At 68.3% G+C, this 13,903-nt stretch carries 20 protein-coding genes; 12 read left to right on the forward strand and 8 right to left on the reverse strand.

What is annotated here, in order from left to right; genetic code table 11:
* Nucleotide 1: 1 nt before the first annotated feature.
* On the reverse strand, nt 2-733 hold the full coding sequence (locus tag L324_RS16905) for a hypothetical protein (protein ID WP_037308734.1): 732 nt from the start codon (nt 731-733) through the stop codon (nt 2-4).
* A 98-nt stretch (nt 734-831) separates the two neighbouring features.
* Between L324_RS16905 and L324_RS16910 the strand changes: the two genes are divergently transcribed.
* Entirely contained in the window at nt 832-1,356 is a 525-nt protein-coding gene (locus L324_RS16910; protein ID WP_037308999.1) for a DUF2020 domain-containing protein, read from the forward strand.
* A 167-nt stretch (nt 1,357-1,523) separates the two neighbouring features.
* Nucleotides 1,524-1,976, forward strand: a complete 453-nt coding sequence (locus L324_RS16915; RefSeq protein ID WP_037308737.1) for a DUF6918 family protein — start codon at nt 1,524-1,526, stop codon at nt 1,974-1,976.
* Nucleotides 1,977-2,321: 345 nt separating this feature from the next.
* Here the strand turns inward: L324_RS16915 and L324_RS16920 are convergent, their stop codons facing one another.
* Nucleotides 2,322-3,041, reverse strand: a complete 720-nt coding sequence (locus L324_RS16920; protein ID WP_037308740.1) for a hypothetical protein — start codon at nt 3,039-3,041, stop codon at nt 2,322-2,324.
* An 89-nt stretch (nt 3,042-3,130) separates the two neighbouring features.
* On the opposite strand from L324_RS16920, the gene L324_RS16925 reads away from it, so the two are divergent.
* The 3 genes from L324_RS16925 (at nt 3,131) to L324_RS16935 (ending at nt 5,308) form a co-directional block, all read left to right on the forward strand.
* On the forward strand, nt 3,131-3,691 hold the full coding sequence (locus tag L324_RS16925; protein ID WP_037308743.1) for a peptidylprolyl isomerase: 561 nt from the start codon (nt 3,131-3,133) through the stop codon (nt 3,689-3,691).
* A gap of 62 nt (nt 3,692-3,753) precedes the next feature.
* A complete protein-coding gene (locus L324_RS16930) occupies nt 3,754-4,716 on the forward strand; it encodes a rhomboid family intramembrane serine protease (protein WP_037308746.1) in 963 nt (320 codons plus the stop codon).
* Nucleotides 4,717-4,819: 103 nt separating this feature from the next.
* Nucleotides 4,820-5,308 carry a hypothetical protein gene (locus L324_RS16935; RefSeq protein WP_037309001.1) on the forward strand — a complete coding sequence of 163 codons (489 nt, stop codon included), beginning with the start codon at nt 4,820-4,822 and terminating at the stop codon, nt 5,306-5,308.
* On the opposite strand, the gene L324_RS16940 is transcribed toward L324_RS16935, so the two are convergent.
* Both L324_RS16940 and crgA read right to left on the reverse strand, forming a co-directional pair.
* The gene (locus tag L324_RS16940; protein WP_037308749.1) at nt 5,293-5,670 is read right to left on the reverse strand and encodes a PH domain-containing protein; all 378 of its coding nucleotides are present in this window, start codon (nt 5,668-5,670) and stop codon (nt 5,293-5,295) included. The two genes, L324_RS16935 and L324_RS16940, sit on opposite strands and share 16 nt — an antisense overlap.
* 118 nt (nt 5,671-5,788) lie before the next feature.
* Entirely contained in the window at nt 5,789-6,055 is a 267-nt protein-coding gene (gene crgA / locus L324_RS16945) for a cell division protein CrgA (RefSeq protein WP_037308756.1), read from the reverse strand.
* Between the two features lie 416 nt (nt 6,056-6,471).
* Here crgA and L324_RS16950 point away from each other — a divergent pair, with 416 nt between their 5' ends.
* From L324_RS16950 to L324_RS16955, 3 genes are read left to right on the forward strand one after another with little or no spacing between them, the layout of a single operon-like run.
* Nucleotides 6,472-7,395, forward strand: a complete 924-nt coding sequence (locus tag L324_RS16950) for a class E sortase (RefSeq protein ID WP_037308759.1) — start codon at nt 6,472-6,474, stop codon at nt 7,393-7,395.
* Nucleotides 7,395-7,550: a hypothetical protein gene (locus L324_RS43100; RefSeq protein ID WP_145926866.1), complete on the forward strand. Its 156-nt coding sequence runs from the start codon at nt 7,395-7,397 to the stop codon at nt 7,548-7,550. Before L324_RS16950 ends, L324_RS43100 begins: the two co-directional genes overlap by 1 nt.
* Before the next feature lie 2 nt (nt 7,551-7,552).
* Nucleotides 7,553-8,524: an LLM class flavin-dependent oxidoreductase gene (locus L324_RS16955; protein ID WP_037308761.1), complete on the forward strand. Its 972-nt coding sequence runs from the start codon at nt 7,553-7,555 to the stop codon at nt 8,522-8,524.
* Between the two features lie 5 nt (nt 8,525-8,529).
* Here L324_RS16955 and L324_RS16960 read toward each other — a convergent pair whose 3' ends face one another.
* Together L324_RS16960 and L324_RS16965 are read right to left on the reverse strand one after the other, a co-directional pair.
* A complete protein-coding gene (locus L324_RS16960) occupies nt 8,530-8,922 on the reverse strand; it encodes an SCO5389 family protein (protein WP_037308764.1) in 393 nt (130 codons plus the stop codon).
* Between the two features lie 196 nt (nt 8,923-9,118).
* Nucleotides 9,119-10,447 carry a ferredoxin--NADP reductase domain-containing protein gene (locus L324_RS16965; protein WP_037308766.1) on the reverse strand — a complete coding sequence of 443 codons (1,329 nt, stop codon included), beginning with the start codon at nt 10,445-10,447 and terminating at the stop codon, nt 9,119-9,121.
* A gap of 111 nt (nt 10,448-10,558) precedes the next feature.
* On the opposite strand from L324_RS16965, the gene L324_RS16970 reads away from it, so the two are divergent.
* From L324_RS16970 to L324_RS16985, 4 genes are read left to right on the forward strand one after another with little or no spacing between them, the layout of a single operon-like run.
* On the forward strand, nt 10,559-11,203 hold the full coding sequence (locus L324_RS16970) for an aminodeoxychorismate/anthranilate synthase component II (protein WP_037308767.1): 645 nt from the start codon (nt 10,559-10,561) through the stop codon (nt 11,201-11,203).
* The gene (locus L324_RS16975) at nt 11,200-12,012 is read left to right on the forward strand and encodes an ABC transporter ATP-binding protein (RefSeq protein ID WP_081736368.1); all 813 of its coding nucleotides are present in this window, start codon (nt 11,200-11,202) and stop codon (nt 12,010-12,012) included. Before L324_RS16970 ends, L324_RS16975 begins: the two co-directional genes overlap by 4 nt.
* A complete protein-coding gene (locus L324_RS16980) occupies nt 12,000-12,644 on the forward strand; it encodes a hypothetical protein (RefSeq protein ID WP_037308769.1) in 645 nt (214 codons plus the stop codon). Before L324_RS16975 ends, L324_RS16980 begins: the two co-directional genes overlap by 13 nt.
* On the forward strand, nt 12,644-13,186 hold the full coding sequence (locus tag L324_RS16985; RefSeq protein ID WP_037308771.1) for an AAA family ATPase: 543 nt from the start codon (nt 12,644-12,646) through the stop codon (nt 13,184-13,186). The genes L324_RS16980 and L324_RS16985 overlap by 1 nt, the downstream gene beginning before the upstream one ends.
* On the opposite strand, the gene L324_RS16990 is transcribed toward L324_RS16985, so the two are convergent.
* Nucleotides 13,183-13,599, reverse strand: coding sequence for a type II toxin-antitoxin system VapC family toxin (locus L324_RS16990; RefSeq protein ID WP_037308773.1), 417 nt, complete (start codon nt 13,597-13,599; stop codon nt 13,183-13,185). The genes L324_RS16985 and L324_RS16990 overlap by 4 nt on opposite strands.
* Nucleotides 13,596-13,868, reverse strand: a complete 273-nt coding sequence (locus L324_RS16995; protein ID WP_037308774.1) for a type II toxin-antitoxin system Phd/YefM family antitoxin — start codon at nt 13,866-13,868, stop codon at nt 13,596-13,598. The genes L324_RS16990 and L324_RS16995 overlap by 4 nt, the downstream gene beginning before the upstream one ends.
* Nucleotides 13,869-13,903 lie beyond the last annotated feature (35 nt).

Below are 13,903 nucleotides of genomic sequence, written 5' to 3' on the forward strand. Positions count from 1 at the left end.
CTCAGTACCCCGGCGGCCGCTGGCCGTGCGTCGGATAACCCGGCGCGGGCGGCGGATAGTGCGGCGGGTGCTGACCCGGCGGCGGACCCTGCGCGGGCGGCGGCCCGACCGGGTACGGCGGCGGGGGCGGCGGCTGCTGCGGTTGCCAGCCGGGCGGCGGCTGCTGGCCGGGAGGCGGGCCCTGCGGCGGTCCCGGTGGCATGGGTGGCGGCTGGCCTTGCGACTGCGCCCACTGCACCTGCTGGTAGACCTCGGCTGGCTGCGGGAAGCAGAACGTCAGCTTCGCGTTGACCGAGCTGTGCATCGCCGCGCCCCACAGCTTCCCGCCGACGAACGCGTACATCTGCCCCGCCGAAACGTCGACGGCCACCATGCGCGTCTCACCGCCGAACTGGTTGCCGGACTTCGCCGACGCGGCCTGTGCTGCGTCCGGGTAGACCCGGTCGCCGATCAGGCCGGCGATGACCACCGAAGCGGCGGTCCAGCCGACCGTGCCCATCACGTTCGCGCGCGCGTGCTGCGTCGCGAGCATGGTGAAGTCGTACAACGCGGGCGCACTCACCTCCGGGATCGCCGCGGCGACCACGCAGTAGTTCATCGTCGACATCATCACGGATTCGGTGAACAGGCCCACGACGGCCGCGCTCGGGCCGATCTGGACCGTGTTCAGCCTGCCACCGCTGCGCTGGACGCGTTCCGCCACCGCGCCCAGGTACTGCTCCTTGGTGAGCACTGATGCCTCCTGAAGAGTCCACGCACCGCCATCGTCGCATGAACAGCGCGGACGGTTGCGGCGACGCGAGTATCCGATCTGCTTCACTGGACGCCATCATGCGACGTCTTCTGATCTTGCCGCTCGCCGTGCCGCTCCTGGCGGCCTGCGGGCCGACGGAACAGCCGCCGCCCGCGGCGAACCCGCCCGCGCGGTCGAGCAGCGCGGCGCCCCAGCTCCCGCCGGCGCCGGAACCCACCGGCAAGGGCCCGTGCCCGTATCTCGGCGCCGAGTTCGTCTCGGACGCCAACGGGCAGAAGGTCTCCAAGGTCAAAACGTCGGCGGATCAGCCGCATCCGACGTGTTTCTTCTACGCGCTCAGCGGGAAACTGCAGCTCACCGTGCGCGTGTACGTCGGCGAACCCGCCGTCGCCAAGGCGCTGGTGGACCAGGCCGCACCCATCGACACGTCCAACCCGGCCGACGAACCGGCGGGCTGGAAAGGCGGCTACCAGCCGTCCGGCGAAGGCGCCGTTTACGCCGTCGCGAAGGGCGGGAACGCGGTAGTCGTGACCACCAACCAGAAGCAGAGCATCAAGGCACGTACGGTGGCGAAGGAGGCTATCGGTGAGCTGCGTCTCTAGGTAGTGGTATCCACACGTCAGAGTGAAGTTGATCTTGTACTACCCTGTGCCGCACGCGCGACGGTTCGCGGGACCAGCGCAACGCCAGATCCGGCGGAGGCCGCCTTGCGGTGTGGCTCGGCGGCACAAAAGATCATTTCTCCCCATAAGACAAAAGGACAGGTTTCGTGGCTGACACCCTCAAGGAAATCTTGCTCGACTCCAGCCGTCGCCCGGCGGTCGTGAGCGACTTCGAAGGTCTCGTCGACGCCGAGGTTTCGGACAAGGGCGGCGTTTCGGGTGCCGTCGTGAAGACCGGCTTCGCGGCCGTCAAGAAGATCAAGCCGGGCATCATCCCCTCCGCCGTCGACGCCCTGCTCGACGACTTCACCGTCGCCCTCGAGCCGTTCTACGGCGACTACAAGGCCAAGGGTGGCAACGACTTCGGTGCCTACCTGGCCGGTCGCGGCGACGAGGCCGCGGACGCGCTCCTGTCGGTCACCGACGCGCGCGCCGAGAAGAGCAGCCGCGACAGCATCAAGAAGGTCTACGGCAAGCTGCGCCCGAACGGCAAGAAGAACGTCGAGGAGGCCCTTCCCCGCCTCGGCCAGCTGATCGACAAGCACGCTAGCGCTGTTTAATCGAGCGCTGACGAAAAGCGCGCCGAAGGGGCGCGGTGTTGATTTGAACGCGCGCTGACGTAAAGCGCGCCGAAGGGGCGCCGATCCGTTTCCCACTCACGTGGGCGGAGAGGCGCCCCTTCATCGCGTTTACGTGGGCCTTCGGCCCAAAAGAGGGCGCGCGACCGGTGAAGTCTCGCCGTCGCGCTGGCGCGCTTTCGGCGAGACAGTCCGCCGGTGCTGTTGTCGGGTGCGTTGGGCGTGGGGCTTGGTCGGTTGATCTTCGTTGCGGAGACGTGAAAGGGCCGCCCAGTGACCGGGTGGTCGCTGGGCGGCCCTTCGCGACAAGCAGAAGAGGGTGAGGCGTCAGTTCTTCTTGTCGGCGGAGCTGGTGCTCGAAGCCTGGTGCCCGTTCTTCGGGGTACCGGGCTTCGGTGCCGCGGGCTTCGCCGGAGCCGGAGCGGAAGCCGCCGGACCGGAAGCGGCGGGCTTCGCGGGAGCGGGCTTCGGAGCGGCTGCTGCCGGAGCGGCGGGCTTGGCGGGGGGAGCGGGCGGTGCCTTGGGCGGAGCCGGCGCGACCGGCGGCTCCTGCTTGGAGCGCAGCGCGTAAGCGGCACCGGCACCGACGACGGCGATACCGAGGACCCACGGCCAGCGGCGACGCTTACGCGCCCCCTTGGCAGCGGCCTTCGCCTCGACGAGGGCGGCGCGGAAGTCCTTCTTCGCGGCCTTGAAATCCTTCTTGCCGCGACGCTTGGACTCGCCGGCGGCCTTCGCCGCCTGGATGGCCGCCTTGCGTGCCTTGCGGCCCGGCTTCCGCATCTCGGAAAGCCTGGCCAGTGCCTCCTTACGAGCCGCCTTGGAGCTGCGCTTGAGCTCCTTGCGGGTCAGTTCCGTCTTCTTCGCGAGCTTCTTGCGCGCGCGACGGCTGGTCTTAGCGATCTCACCGGCGCTCTCGGAGAGCTTCTGCTCGGCTACCTCGACGGCGTGGGCGGTGGCTTCCTTACCCGCCTCGACGGCACGTTTGCGCAGGCCGAGCGCGCCGGCCTTCGCCGACTCGCTCACCGAATCTGCGGCCCGGGTCATGGCCTTCACCTCATCAATCGTTTTGATTCTGCTTCGTTGCTTGTAACCTATCGTGCCCCTTTTCCGCAGATCTTGCCGCAGATGGCACGATGAAGCCCGTGACTGAAAGCAAGGGATCCCTCATTGGTGGCGCGCTGAAGGCCACTCTGCACACCAACCAGGGTGACATCAACCTGAACCTGTTCCCCGACCACGCGCCGAAGACGGTCGCGAACTTCGTCGGGCTCGCCGAGGGCAGCAAGGAGTACACCCAGCCCAACGCGCAGGGTACGAACTCCGGCCCGTTCTACGACGGGTCGATCTTCCACCGCGTCATCGACGGCTTCATGCTCCAGGGCGGCGACCCGACCGGCACCGGCCGCGGCGGCCCCGGCTACAAGTTCGGCGACGAGTTCCACCCGGAGCTCCAGTTCTCCAAGCCGTACCTGCTGGCCATGGCCAACGCCGGACCCGGCACCAACGGCTCGCAGTTCTTCATCACCGTCGCGCCGACGACGCACCTGAACTTCAAGCACACGATCTTCGGCGAGGTGGCGGACCAGGCCTCCCGCGACGTCGTCGACGCGATCGGCCGTACGGCGACCGGTCCGGCGGACCGTCCGCTGCAGGACGTCGTCATCGAGAAGGTCAGCGTCACCCGCGAAGGCTGACCGCACTGATCAAGGCTGATCACACGGCCTGGTACGGGGGATTTCGGTAGGTTGGTGGCATCGTGAGCCAACCACCGAATCCCCAGTACCAGCAGGCCGCCATGCCCGGCTGCTGGTGGCATCCGAACCGGCCGACCGGGCTGAGCTGTTCACGCTGCGAGCGTCCGGCCTGCCCGGATTGCCTGCGCGAAGCCGCCGTCGGCTTCCAGTGCACCGACTGTGTGCAGGCCGGTCGCCAGCAGGACCGTGTCCAGCAGAAGCAGTACCGCGACGCCGGTTACGGCGCGCGCACCATCGCCGGCGCCCAGCCGCCTTCCACGGCTGTCGCGACGCCGGTCCTCCTGGCGCTCAACGTCGTCATCTTCTTCGTCACGGTCGCCCAGTCCGGCAGCATCGCGAACAACAACTTCTCGGCCCTCTTCCAGCTCGGTGAGCTGGCGAACGTGCCGACGCTCGCGGGCGACGAGTGGTGGCGGATCTTCACCTCGGGGTTCCTGCAGTACGGCCTGCTGCACATCGCGGGCAACGCCTTCTCCCTGTGGTTCGTCGGCCGTCCGCTGGAGACCGCGCTCGGCCGCGTTCCGTTCGTCGCGCTCTACTTCGTCTCGATGCTCGGCGGTTCGGCCGCGAATCTCGTGTTCACCGACCTCGACGCCCTCCCCGTGGTCGGGGCCTCGGGCGCCATCTTCGGGCTCATAGGCGCCTACGCGGTCATCGTCATCAGGCTCAGGCTCAACCCCACCTGGCTGCTCGTCATGCTGGGCCTGAACGTGTTCATCACCTTCCAGGTGCCGGGCATCTCGATCCTCGGGCACGCGGGCGGGTTCGTCGCCGGTCTGCTGGTCACCTTCGCGCTGCTCTACGCGCCGGAGAAGAACCGGCTCAAATGGCAGATCGGCGGGATCGCGATCATCGTGGTCGCGATGGTCGGGCTCATCGTCTGGAAGGACGCGCAGACGATTTCCGCCGCGTACTGCCAGTTCACCTCGTACCAGGGCCAGACGGCGTACCTCTGCTACCGCTAGTAATCCCACTTCCCCCGAGTGGGTTATGCGATTACCCAGTGGGGAAGCAACATCTCTGGGTACCTTCAGGTTGATCGGCAACATCATCAACTTGGGGGTTGAGATGAAGATTCGCAAGGCAGTCCTGTTCACCGCCGTCGCGGTGATGGCTTCGGCGCTGGCGCCTTCGGTCGCACAGGCCGGGCAAGCCGCCGAAACCTGCCAGACCTACACCAAACGCTATTTCCTGGGGTCGGGCAGCGCGATCACGCTCCGTGTCGCCTACGTCGATGCGGCGTTGAAAATCTGCTTCGGCGATCCGGGCGTGACGTCCTCGGTGGCGACGCAGACCGTCGGCACGACGGGTCCGGGCGCGGCCACCGGCTGGGAGATCACCGCGGGCCAGGCGGTGGTGGAGGACCAGCGGCCGCGGCATGTGAAGGCGAAGTTCAGCGGGTCGCTGCGGACCTGCGTGGTCAAGATCAACCCGATCTGCTCGCCGGCCTCGCCGTACGAGATCTTCGGGGAGTACGCGCCGCCCGCTGTCGGACCGGCCGTTCCGGGCTGGTCACACGGTCCGGACGGCAACGTCCACTACTACGACAACGCCTGACCCTTGATGGCGGTGAGGACCTCCAGGACGTCCCTGGGGTCCTCACCGAGGTCGATCCGGCCGAACACCAGCAGGTGGTCGCCGGATTCGACCTCGAGGGTCAAGCTGTCCCGGCCGAGCCGGCGCGTCGTGCGCAGCCGGAGCCGGGCTTCGGTCCAGGGGTAGCGGTGCGCGCCGCCGACGGTCCTGGCCAGGATGCCCTCGGGGCCGGCGGCCAGCCGAGGACGGAGCAAACTGCCGTGAAGCGCGAGAGCGCCCGTGGAGACCGTGGCCAACCCTGTCAGCACGGTGCCGCCGACGTCGCCGGCGATGACCAGCCACACCGTGCCCACCAGCAACAACAGGGTGATCACCCAGGCCACTACCACAACGTTCGAGCGCGGTGCCCACGAGGTGGGGTAGTTATCCACAGGGGTTATCCACACTGGGGATGAGTCACACCGGTGTAATTCGGCGTCAAGCCGCCAACCGGAGTAATGCTCATCGCCACCGCATCGTCATGAGCAACCCGGCGATCATCAGCACGAAGCCGATGGCGAAGTTCGTGTTGCCCAGATCCGCCATGAAGGGGATCTTGTCGCCCGCGATGTAGTTGACGACCAACCACAACAGGCCGACCAGCATGAGGCCGAACATCACGATCTTGTAGAACAGGTTCGACGGGCCCGCGGCCTTGACCTTCACCGGCGTGCGGCGGTCGGTCGGCGGGGTGTACGCCGTCTTCTTACGGACCTTGGACTTCGGCATCGTGTTCCTCGCGTACTGTTCGGCATTCCTGGTGGCGATGACCCGCTCTCGGGTGCGCAACCAGCGCCACGTGCACACGTTAACGTAAACGAGCGCCGCTGGGCACCGTCCGGGACCGGTCGATTTCCCGCACTGTGACAATGCTGTCACACACGGTTCGACACTGTGCTGGTTCGACGACTGTGCTGGTTCGACACTGCGGCTTGGTTCGAGACTGAGGAGCTTGCGTGGCTGAGCGGGAAGAGCCGGGCGGGGACCGTCGGCGGTACTCCGAGCGACCACCCGGCGCGGGCCGTCCGGCCCCCCGACGTGGACCGGAGGACGCGCCGCCGCGCCGCGGCCAGGGTGCGGCGCCGACACCTCGGCGGAGGCCGCAGGACGGCCGGGCGCAGGACGGCCCGCCGCCGCGACGCCGGATGGACGGGCCCCCGCCGCGTCGTCGTCCCGCGCCGCCGCCCGGGTCGACCGAGGAGACCGTCGTCTTCGAGCCGGTCGGCGGTGGTACCGCGACCGAAGAACGCCCGCCGCGGGAACTCGGCAAGGGCGGCGTCGCCATCCGGACCGTCGGTGAACTCCTCATCACCGCGGGACTGGTCGTGCTGCTGTTCATGGTCTACGAGGTCTACGTGACCGACCTGTTCTCCGCCGGCAAGCAGTCCGAGGCGAGTTCGGAACTGGACGGCGAATGGGGCAAGGACCGGCAGCTGCATCCGGAACTGGTCGACGGCAAGGCGTTCGCCAGGATCCACATCCCGGTGTTCGGCGCCGACTTCAACTTCACCATCCAGGAAGGCACGACCGAGGCCGCGCTCGAAGTCGGCCCCGGCCACTACAAGGGCACCGCGCTGCCGGGCGAGCCGGGCAACTTCGCGGTCGCCGGCCACCGGGTCGGCAAGGGCGCGCCGTTCAACGACCTGGACAATCTCAGCTCGTGCGACCAGATCGTCATCGAGACGCAGACCGACTTCTACATCTACAAGGTGCTGCCCTACAAGGACGAGGTCGAGGGCTGGGCCACCGGCAAGGGCGCCGAGCCGAAGTGCAAGAACGTCGGAACGCTGCGCGACCCGAACGCCGTCGACGGCGGTGCCTACGGCGAGACCAACGGCCGCCGCATCGTGTTCCCGACCAAGGGCGACACGGTGAACCCGGTGCCGTACAAGGATCCTGAGATCCTGCCGAAGGCCGAGCAGGTCGCGCTGCTCACGCTGACGACCTGTCACCCGCAGTTCTCCGCGCGCGAGCGGCTCATCATCCACTCGGTGCTGACCCAGCAGGTCCCGAAAAACCAGGTGGGCAGCTACGCCGAACTCCTGCCCAAGATCTCGGAGGCGCGCTGATGTACGGCTGGATCTGGCGTAAGTTGCCGGGCCCCTTCGCGGTGAAGCTGATGACGGCGGTCGTGCTGGCGCTCGGGATCGTCGCCCTGCTGATGTTCGTCGTCTTCCCCTGGCTGGAGCCACGCCTGTGGTTCAACGAGGTTTCGGTCCAGTAAGCGTGCGATTCGGAGTATTCCTCGTCTCCGGGCGGTTTCCCGGCCAGGAGGACGCCGACGTCCTGCGCCGGTCGGTCGACGCCGCCGTCGCCGCCGAGAAGGCCGGATTCGACGACGTCTGGTTCGCGGAGCATCACTTCATGCCGTACGGCGTCTGCCCGTCCGCGATCACCCTCGCCGCGCACGTGCTCGGCCGCACCGAACGGATCGCCGTCGGCACCGCGGTGAGTGTCCTGTCGACTGCACATCCGGTGGCGCTCGCCGAACAGTGGTCGCTGCTGGACGCGGTCTCCGGCGGACGGCTGCGGATCGGCGTCGGCCGCGGTGGGCCGTGGCAGGACCTCGAGGTGTTCGGCACCGGATTGTCCCGCTACGAAACGGGATTCGAGGAGAGCCTCGACCTGCTGCTCGCGGCGATGTCGTCGAAGACCGTCTCCGCCGACGGCGACCACTTCGCGTTCCGTGAGGTGCCGATGGTGCCGCGTCCGCAACGCGCGCCACGGGTGGTCGTGGCCTGTGGTGACGCCGGATCGCGCGCGGTCCGGATCGCCGCCGACCGCGGGCTGCCGATGCTGCTAGGCCTGCACACCGACGACGACGCGAAGATCGAAACCCTTGCCGCGTACGGGGATTCCGCCGCCGGGCATGTCTCGACGGTGATGTGCCAGGTGGGGGACGACGCGGTGGACGTCGTGCGGTCCGCGTTGCCGGGCTCCCTGAAGGAGGGGTTCGCCGGGCACGTGTACCTGAACGGCAAACGGGGACTGGAGAAGGACCCGGTGGCCTACACCGACCGGCTGTGCGAGCTGCACCCGATCGGCGGCGTCGGCTACTGCGTCGACAGGCTGGGAACGAGCATCCGGCGTACCGGGGTCTCCCACGTGATCATGATGGTGGAAGCGTCCGGTACGCCGGAAGGAACGCTCGAAAACATCGCGCGCATCGGGGAAGAGGTACTACCCGCCCTGCGCTGAACGGGTTAGCAGTCGCGGAGTTCCGGGCTCTGGTTCAGCAGCTGGCCGCGGACCGAGACGAACGCGCGGTAGCGGTCACTGTCCACTTGGGACGTTTTGAACACGGCGACCCGGTGGCAGTTCTGGAACGCCAGCTTGACGCCGAAGTGCCGTTCCAGTCCACCGCGGATGGCGTCCGAGGCGAGCGCCCGCAGCAGCTGGCCACGTTCGGCCTCGCTCGGCGGTGGGGTCTCGTTGTCGGCGAATCCGTCGGCCGCGCCTTCGGCCTCGGCGATGACACCGGTGATCACGGTCCAGGCGTAGGGCAGGGATTCCCGGACACACGCGACGAATTCGGCGTCCGAGACTTCCCCGCGTTCGGCCTTCTCCAGCAGCGCGGGCGATACATCCAGTGACATCGAACCTCCGAGAGAGACACGGTGAACGTGGGCCGTCTTCCTGACTACTCACCCGCGGCCCGGGCCACAAGAGAAAACGATCATCATCACCACTTTGGCGGAAGCCCGGTGAAGGTCCCTGGAGTAATACGTGAAGGCCCCCTTGAGGGACTCAGAGTCCCTCAAGGGGGCCTTCACGGCGTTTCGCGAGCTTGGCTCAGGAGCGCGAGATACGGGTCATCTCGTCGCGTTCGACGACCTTCACGCGGTCCCGGCCGTGCGGGGCGCCCAGGGACTTCTCGTGGGCGTCGAGCTTGCCCCACCCTTCCCAGGTGGTGAAGGGAACGCCGCGTTCGGTGAGGAAACCGAGGATCGCGTCGGGATCGTCCACGGCCGGGGCCGTCAGGTTCTCGACGTCGGCCAGCAGGCTCGCGATCGTCTCGGCCGCGTCGCCCTTGGTGTGCCCGATGAGGCCGACCGGGCCGCGCTTGATCCAGCCGGTCACGTAGACGCCCGGCACCTGGTCCTCGTCGATGTCCAGCACCCGGCCCGCCTGGTTCGGCACGGTCCCGGTGGTGTGGTCGAAGGGGATCTCCGGCAGATGCGAGGACAGGTAACCGACCGCGCGGTAGACGGCCTGGACGTCCCAGTCGTGGAACTCGCCGGTGCCGCGCACGTTCCCGTCACCGGTCAGTTCGGTGCGCTCGGTCCGGAGGCCGACGACGCGTCCGTCCTCGCCGACGATCTCGCACGGCGAGTGCAGGAAGTGCAGGTGCAGCCGCTTCGGCCGGTCGCCCTGGTCGCGGATCGCCCACTCCTGCAGCGTCTTCACGACCATGTCGATCTGCTTCGACGCCCGCAGCGCGGCGATGCTGCCTTCGTCGAACTCGATGTCCTCGGGGTAGACGATGACCTCGACGTTCGGCGAGTGGTCCAGCTCCCGGAGTTCGAGCGGCGTGAACTTCGCCTGGGCCGGACCGCGACGGCCGAACACGTGCACGTCGGTGACCGGGCTGGCCTTGAGGCCCTGGTAGACGTTGTCCGGGATGTCGGTGCTGAGCAGCTCGTCCGCGGTCTTCGCGAGGATCCGCGCCACGTCGAGCGCCACGTTCCCGACCCCGAGGACGGCGACCGAGGTCGCGTTCAGCGGCCAGGTGCGCGGGACGTCCGGGTGCCCGTCGTACCAGGAGACGAAGTCGGCGGCGCCGTAGCTGCCGTCGAGGTCGATCCCGGGGATGTCGAGCGCGCGGTCGGCCATGGCGCCGGTCGAGAAGATGACGGCGTCGTAGAACTGGCGCAGGTCGTCGAGCTTCAGGTCGGTCCCGTAGTCGACGTTGCCCAGCAGCCGGATGTTCGGCTTGTCGAGCACCTTGTGCAGGGCGGTGACGATGCCCTTGATCCGGGGGTGGTCGGGTGCGACGCCGTACCGGATCAGCCCGAACGGCGCCGGCATGCGCTCGAACAGGTCGATCGTTACAGATCCAGCGCTGTCGGAGGACTTGTCGAGCAGGTCGGCCGCGTAGATGCCGGCCGGACCGGCACCCACGATGGCTACACGAAGAGAACGGCTCACCCCTACCACGGTAAGTTAGGGCGACCTAACAATCATTGTGATCTGGCGTACGGTCCACCTGGTGGGAGCCGCTAAGCTGGCGGTATGCGCGTGCTCGTCGTCGACAACTACGACAGTTTTGTCTACAACCTGGTCCAGTACCTGGCCCAGCTCGGCGCCGACTGCACCGTCTGGCGCAACGACGTGGTGGAGATCGACAAACTCGGCGAGTTCGACGCGGTCCTCGTCTCTCCCGGCCCCGGAACCCCGGAACGCGCTGGTCAGAGCATGGACGTCGTCCGCAAATGCGCCGAAGAGCGGATCCCGATGCTCGGGGTCTGCCTCGGCCACCAGGCCTTGGGTGTCGTTTTCGGCGCCACCGTCGACCGCGCGCCCGAACTCCTGCACGGCAAGACCAGCCAAGTCCACCATTCGGGAGCCGGGGTCCTCGCCGGGCTCCCCGGTGAGTTCACCGCCACGCGGTACCACTCGCTGACCGTTTTGCCGGAAACCATCGACGACGCCGTGTTCGAGATCACAGGCCGCACCGAATCCGGCATCGTGATGGGCATGCGGCACCGCGAGCTGCCGCTCGAAGGCGTCCAGTTCCACCCCGAATCCGTGCTCACGCAGGGCGGACACCGGATGCTGGCGAACTGGATGGCTTCGGCCGGGCACCCGGTCGCCGACGCCACGGTCAACGAACTCGAAGAGGCCACCCGCGCGCTGCAGAAGGCCGCTGCTGCGTGACCTCGCTGATCCGGCTCGAAGGGGTCGGTAAGCGCTACGGCCGCGGCGAACCCGTACTCACCGGCGTCGACCTCGACGTCCCGGCCGGTCGCGTGATCGGCATCCTCGGCACGAACGGTTCGGGCAAGTCGACGCTGCTCAGGATCCTCGCGGCCCTGTCCCGCGAGACCTCGGGAAGCGTCGTCGGCAGTCCGCGCGTCGGCTACCTGCCGGACCGTTTCCCGGCCGGGCAGCGGATGAGCGCCAGGGCCTACCTCCGGCATATGGCCCGCGTCGACGGCTTTGTCGCTTTGTCGGCCATCGACCCGTTGCTGGACCGGCTCGCGCTGGTGGGCGGACCGGACGCGCCCCTGCGGACGCTGTCGAAGGGCAATGCCCAGAAGGTCGGCCTCGCCCAGGCCGTCTTGGCCGAGCCGGAGCTGCTGATCCTCGACGAGCCCTGGTCCGGCCTCGACGTCGAAGCGCACGCCGTGCTCGGCGAAGTCGTCGCCGAAACCAGGGAACGCGGCGCGAGCGTGGTCTTCACCGACCACCGCGCGGCCGTCGTGCACGCCCACGCCGACGACGTCTACCGGATGGACTCCGGGCGCCTGACCCGCGTCGAGTCGGTCGCGAAGGCCGAAACGGCGACAAGGGTCGTCCTGCGGGGGCCCGGCGGCGACTGGTCTTCGGAACCCGGCGTCCGCCAGGCCGTGGCCGAGGGCGACCAAATCGTCCTGACGGTCGAAGCCGGGCACACGGACGCCGTCCTGCTCCGTGCGCTGAACCGGGGATTCTCGGTCCGGGAGGTGGCGCCGTGCTCGCCATGACCCGCTACTACCTCGCGCTGCTCGGCCATTCCCAGCGCTATCTCCCCGCGGTCCTCGCCTATCTCGCGGTCAACACCGTGCTCTACACGGATCCGAAGTCGCCGCTGCTGCCGCAGTACGGGATCAGCGCGGGCTCGCTCCTGGTGGTTTCGTGCTGGCTGACCATCGCGATGCTCGACATCGAAGATCCGGTCCAGCGGCTGGTCACCTTCAGCCACGCCCGTCGACGGCGTTCGGTCCTCGGCGGGGCCGCGCTGGCCGTTTTCGGGTGCGCCGCCGCGCTGATCGTCGTGACGCTGCTGTGGTCCGGGATCCGATCAGGCGGCTTCCCTGTCGGCACCCTCGCCGTCGGAGCCGCGGCGCACGCGTTGTGCGCGCTGTTCGGGATCGCGATCGGCCTGCCGTGCTCGCGGCTGCTCGTCCCGCGGATCGGCTGGTCCGTGCTGGCGGCGATCTTCGCTCTCGCGGCCGTGCTCCTGGTGAAATGGCTGCCGCTGGCCAACCCGCTGCTGCGCGCCCTGACCTCGCAGCAGCCCGTGGCCGGTCCGCTCATGGTGGCCGTGGTGGCGGCAGTCGCCGCGATCCTCGTGAGCATGACAGCCGTCGGATACCTGTTGCGCCGCAACGCCTGATGCCGCTTCTGATCGTGCTGAACGGCCCGCCCGCCTGCGGGAAGTCGACGCTCGCCCGGTTGTACGCCGACGCCCACCCGCTGACGCTCAACCTCGACATCGACCGGATCCGCGGTCTGCTCGGTGCCTGGCGAGACGACGCCGCGAAAGCGGGCATACTCGCTCGCGACCTGGCCGTGAGCATGGCGCGGACCCACCTGGCGGCCGGATGCGACGTGATCGTGCCGCAGTTCCTCGGCCGCGCCGATCTCCTCGAACGACTCGAAGCGCTCGCCGGCGAGACGGCCGCGGAGTTCCACGAGATCGTCCTGCTCGACACCAAGGAGAACGTGCTCCGGCGGTTCGCCGACCGCACGCGCGCGGCGGCCGAGCCCGAGCACGTCGAAGCACACGAAACGCTGGGCGGGCCCGAACGGCTCGCGGAGATGTACGACCGGCTCGTGGCGCTCGTCGCCACGAGGCCGCGGGCGAAGGTCGTCCAGACCAGCGCGGGGCGGATCGACGCCGCTTACCAGGGACTTCTTCGCAGTCTGGTGCCCTAGTCGGCGGCCGGCAGAGCCGGGAGGGCGATCACCTTGACCAGCGGTGCGAGATCGGTGAAATCCGCGCCGTTGCGGGTGACCAAAGGAATCCGATGGATTGCCGCGACCGCCGCGATGAGGAGGTCCATGCGCCGTCCTCGTGGCTGCCTGCCGCCGTCGAGCACCATGGCGTACAGCTGCCCGTACATGCGGGCGGCCTCCGGCGTGAACGGCAGGCAGACCATCCGCGCTTCCACACGTTGGAGGCGGACCAGCCGGGATGCCCGGTCACGGGGCCGGGCAGCGCCATGCACCCCGGCCGCGAGTTCCGCCAACGTGATCGAGCTGATGGCCGCGGATGCGTCGAGCGAGAGTTCCTCGGGACGAGGAAGGGCGATGACCGCCGAGGTATCGAGCAGAACCGCTTCGGTCACCGCTCCGGCTCTCCCGGGCCGCGGTGCGGGTCAGGGTCCGCCGCGCGATCGACATCCGCGAAGAACCGCTCGGGGTCTTCCGGCGGAAGGTCACCGAGAAGCTCGATCAGCTCGCCGAACGGGACGAAGGTCGGCTTCTGGCTGTGCGGAACGATGTCCGCGACCGGGGTGCCGTTGCGGGTGAGAACGAAGCTGTCCCCTTCTTCGACGGCACGCATGATGCTCGGTGTGTCGTTGCGCAGCTCGCGTTGAGTGATCTGCCGGACCATGATTCGCAGTGTAGCGCTTCGTAGCGACCGGCTTG

Origin of the sequence: Amycolatopsis orientalis DSM 40040 = KCTC 9412 (assembly GCF_000478275.1) — a bacterium.
In the GTDB taxonomy this organism is placed as follows: Bacteria; Actinomycetota; Actinomycetes; order Mycobacteriales; family Pseudonocardiaceae; genus Amycolatopsis; species Amycolatopsis orientalis.

Coding starts and splice junctions, on each gene's coding strand:
- L324_RS16910 (WP_037308999.1), top strand. CDS start 832: ATGCGACGTCTTCTGATCTTGCCGCTCGCCGTGCCGCTCCTGGCGGCC.
- L324_RS43100 (WP_145926866.1), top strand. CDS start 7,395: ATGTACGGCTGGATCTGGCGTAAGTTGCCGGGCCCCTTCGCGGTGAAG.
- L324_RS16985 (WP_037308771.1), top strand. CDS start 12,644: ATGCCGCTTCTGATCGTGCTGAACGGCCCGCCCGCCTGCGGGAAGTCG.
- L324_RS16935 (WP_037309001.1), top strand. CDS start 4,820: ATGAAGATTCGCAAGGCAGTCCTGTTCACCGCCGTCGCGGTGATGGCT.
- L324_RS16920 (WP_037308740.1), bottom strand. CDS start 3,041: ATGACCCGGGCCGCAGATTCGGTGAGCGAGTCGGCGAAGGCCGGCGCG.
- L324_RS16995 (WP_037308774.1), bottom strand. CDS start 13,868: ATGGTCCGGCAGATCACTCAACGCGAGCTGCGCAACGACACACCGAGC.
- L324_RS16925 (WP_037308743.1), top strand. CDS start 3,131: ATGAAGCCCGTGACTGAAAGCAAGGGATCCCTCATTGGTGGCGCGCTG.
- L324_RS16950 (WP_037308759.1), top strand. CDS start 6,472: ATGGACGGGCCCCCGCCGCGTCGTCGTCCCGCGCCGCCGCCCGGGTCG.
- L324_RS16960 (WP_037308764.1), bottom strand. CDS start 8,922: ATGTCACTGGATGTATCGCCCGCGCTGCTGGAGAAGGCCGAACGCGGG.
- crgA (WP_037308756.1), bottom strand. CDS start 6,055: ATGCCGAAGTCCAAGGTCCGTAAGAAGACGGCGTACACCCCGCCGACC.
- L324_RS16970 (WP_037308767.1), top strand. CDS start 10,559: ATGCGCGTGCTCGTCGTCGACAACTACGACAGTTTTGTCTACAACCTG.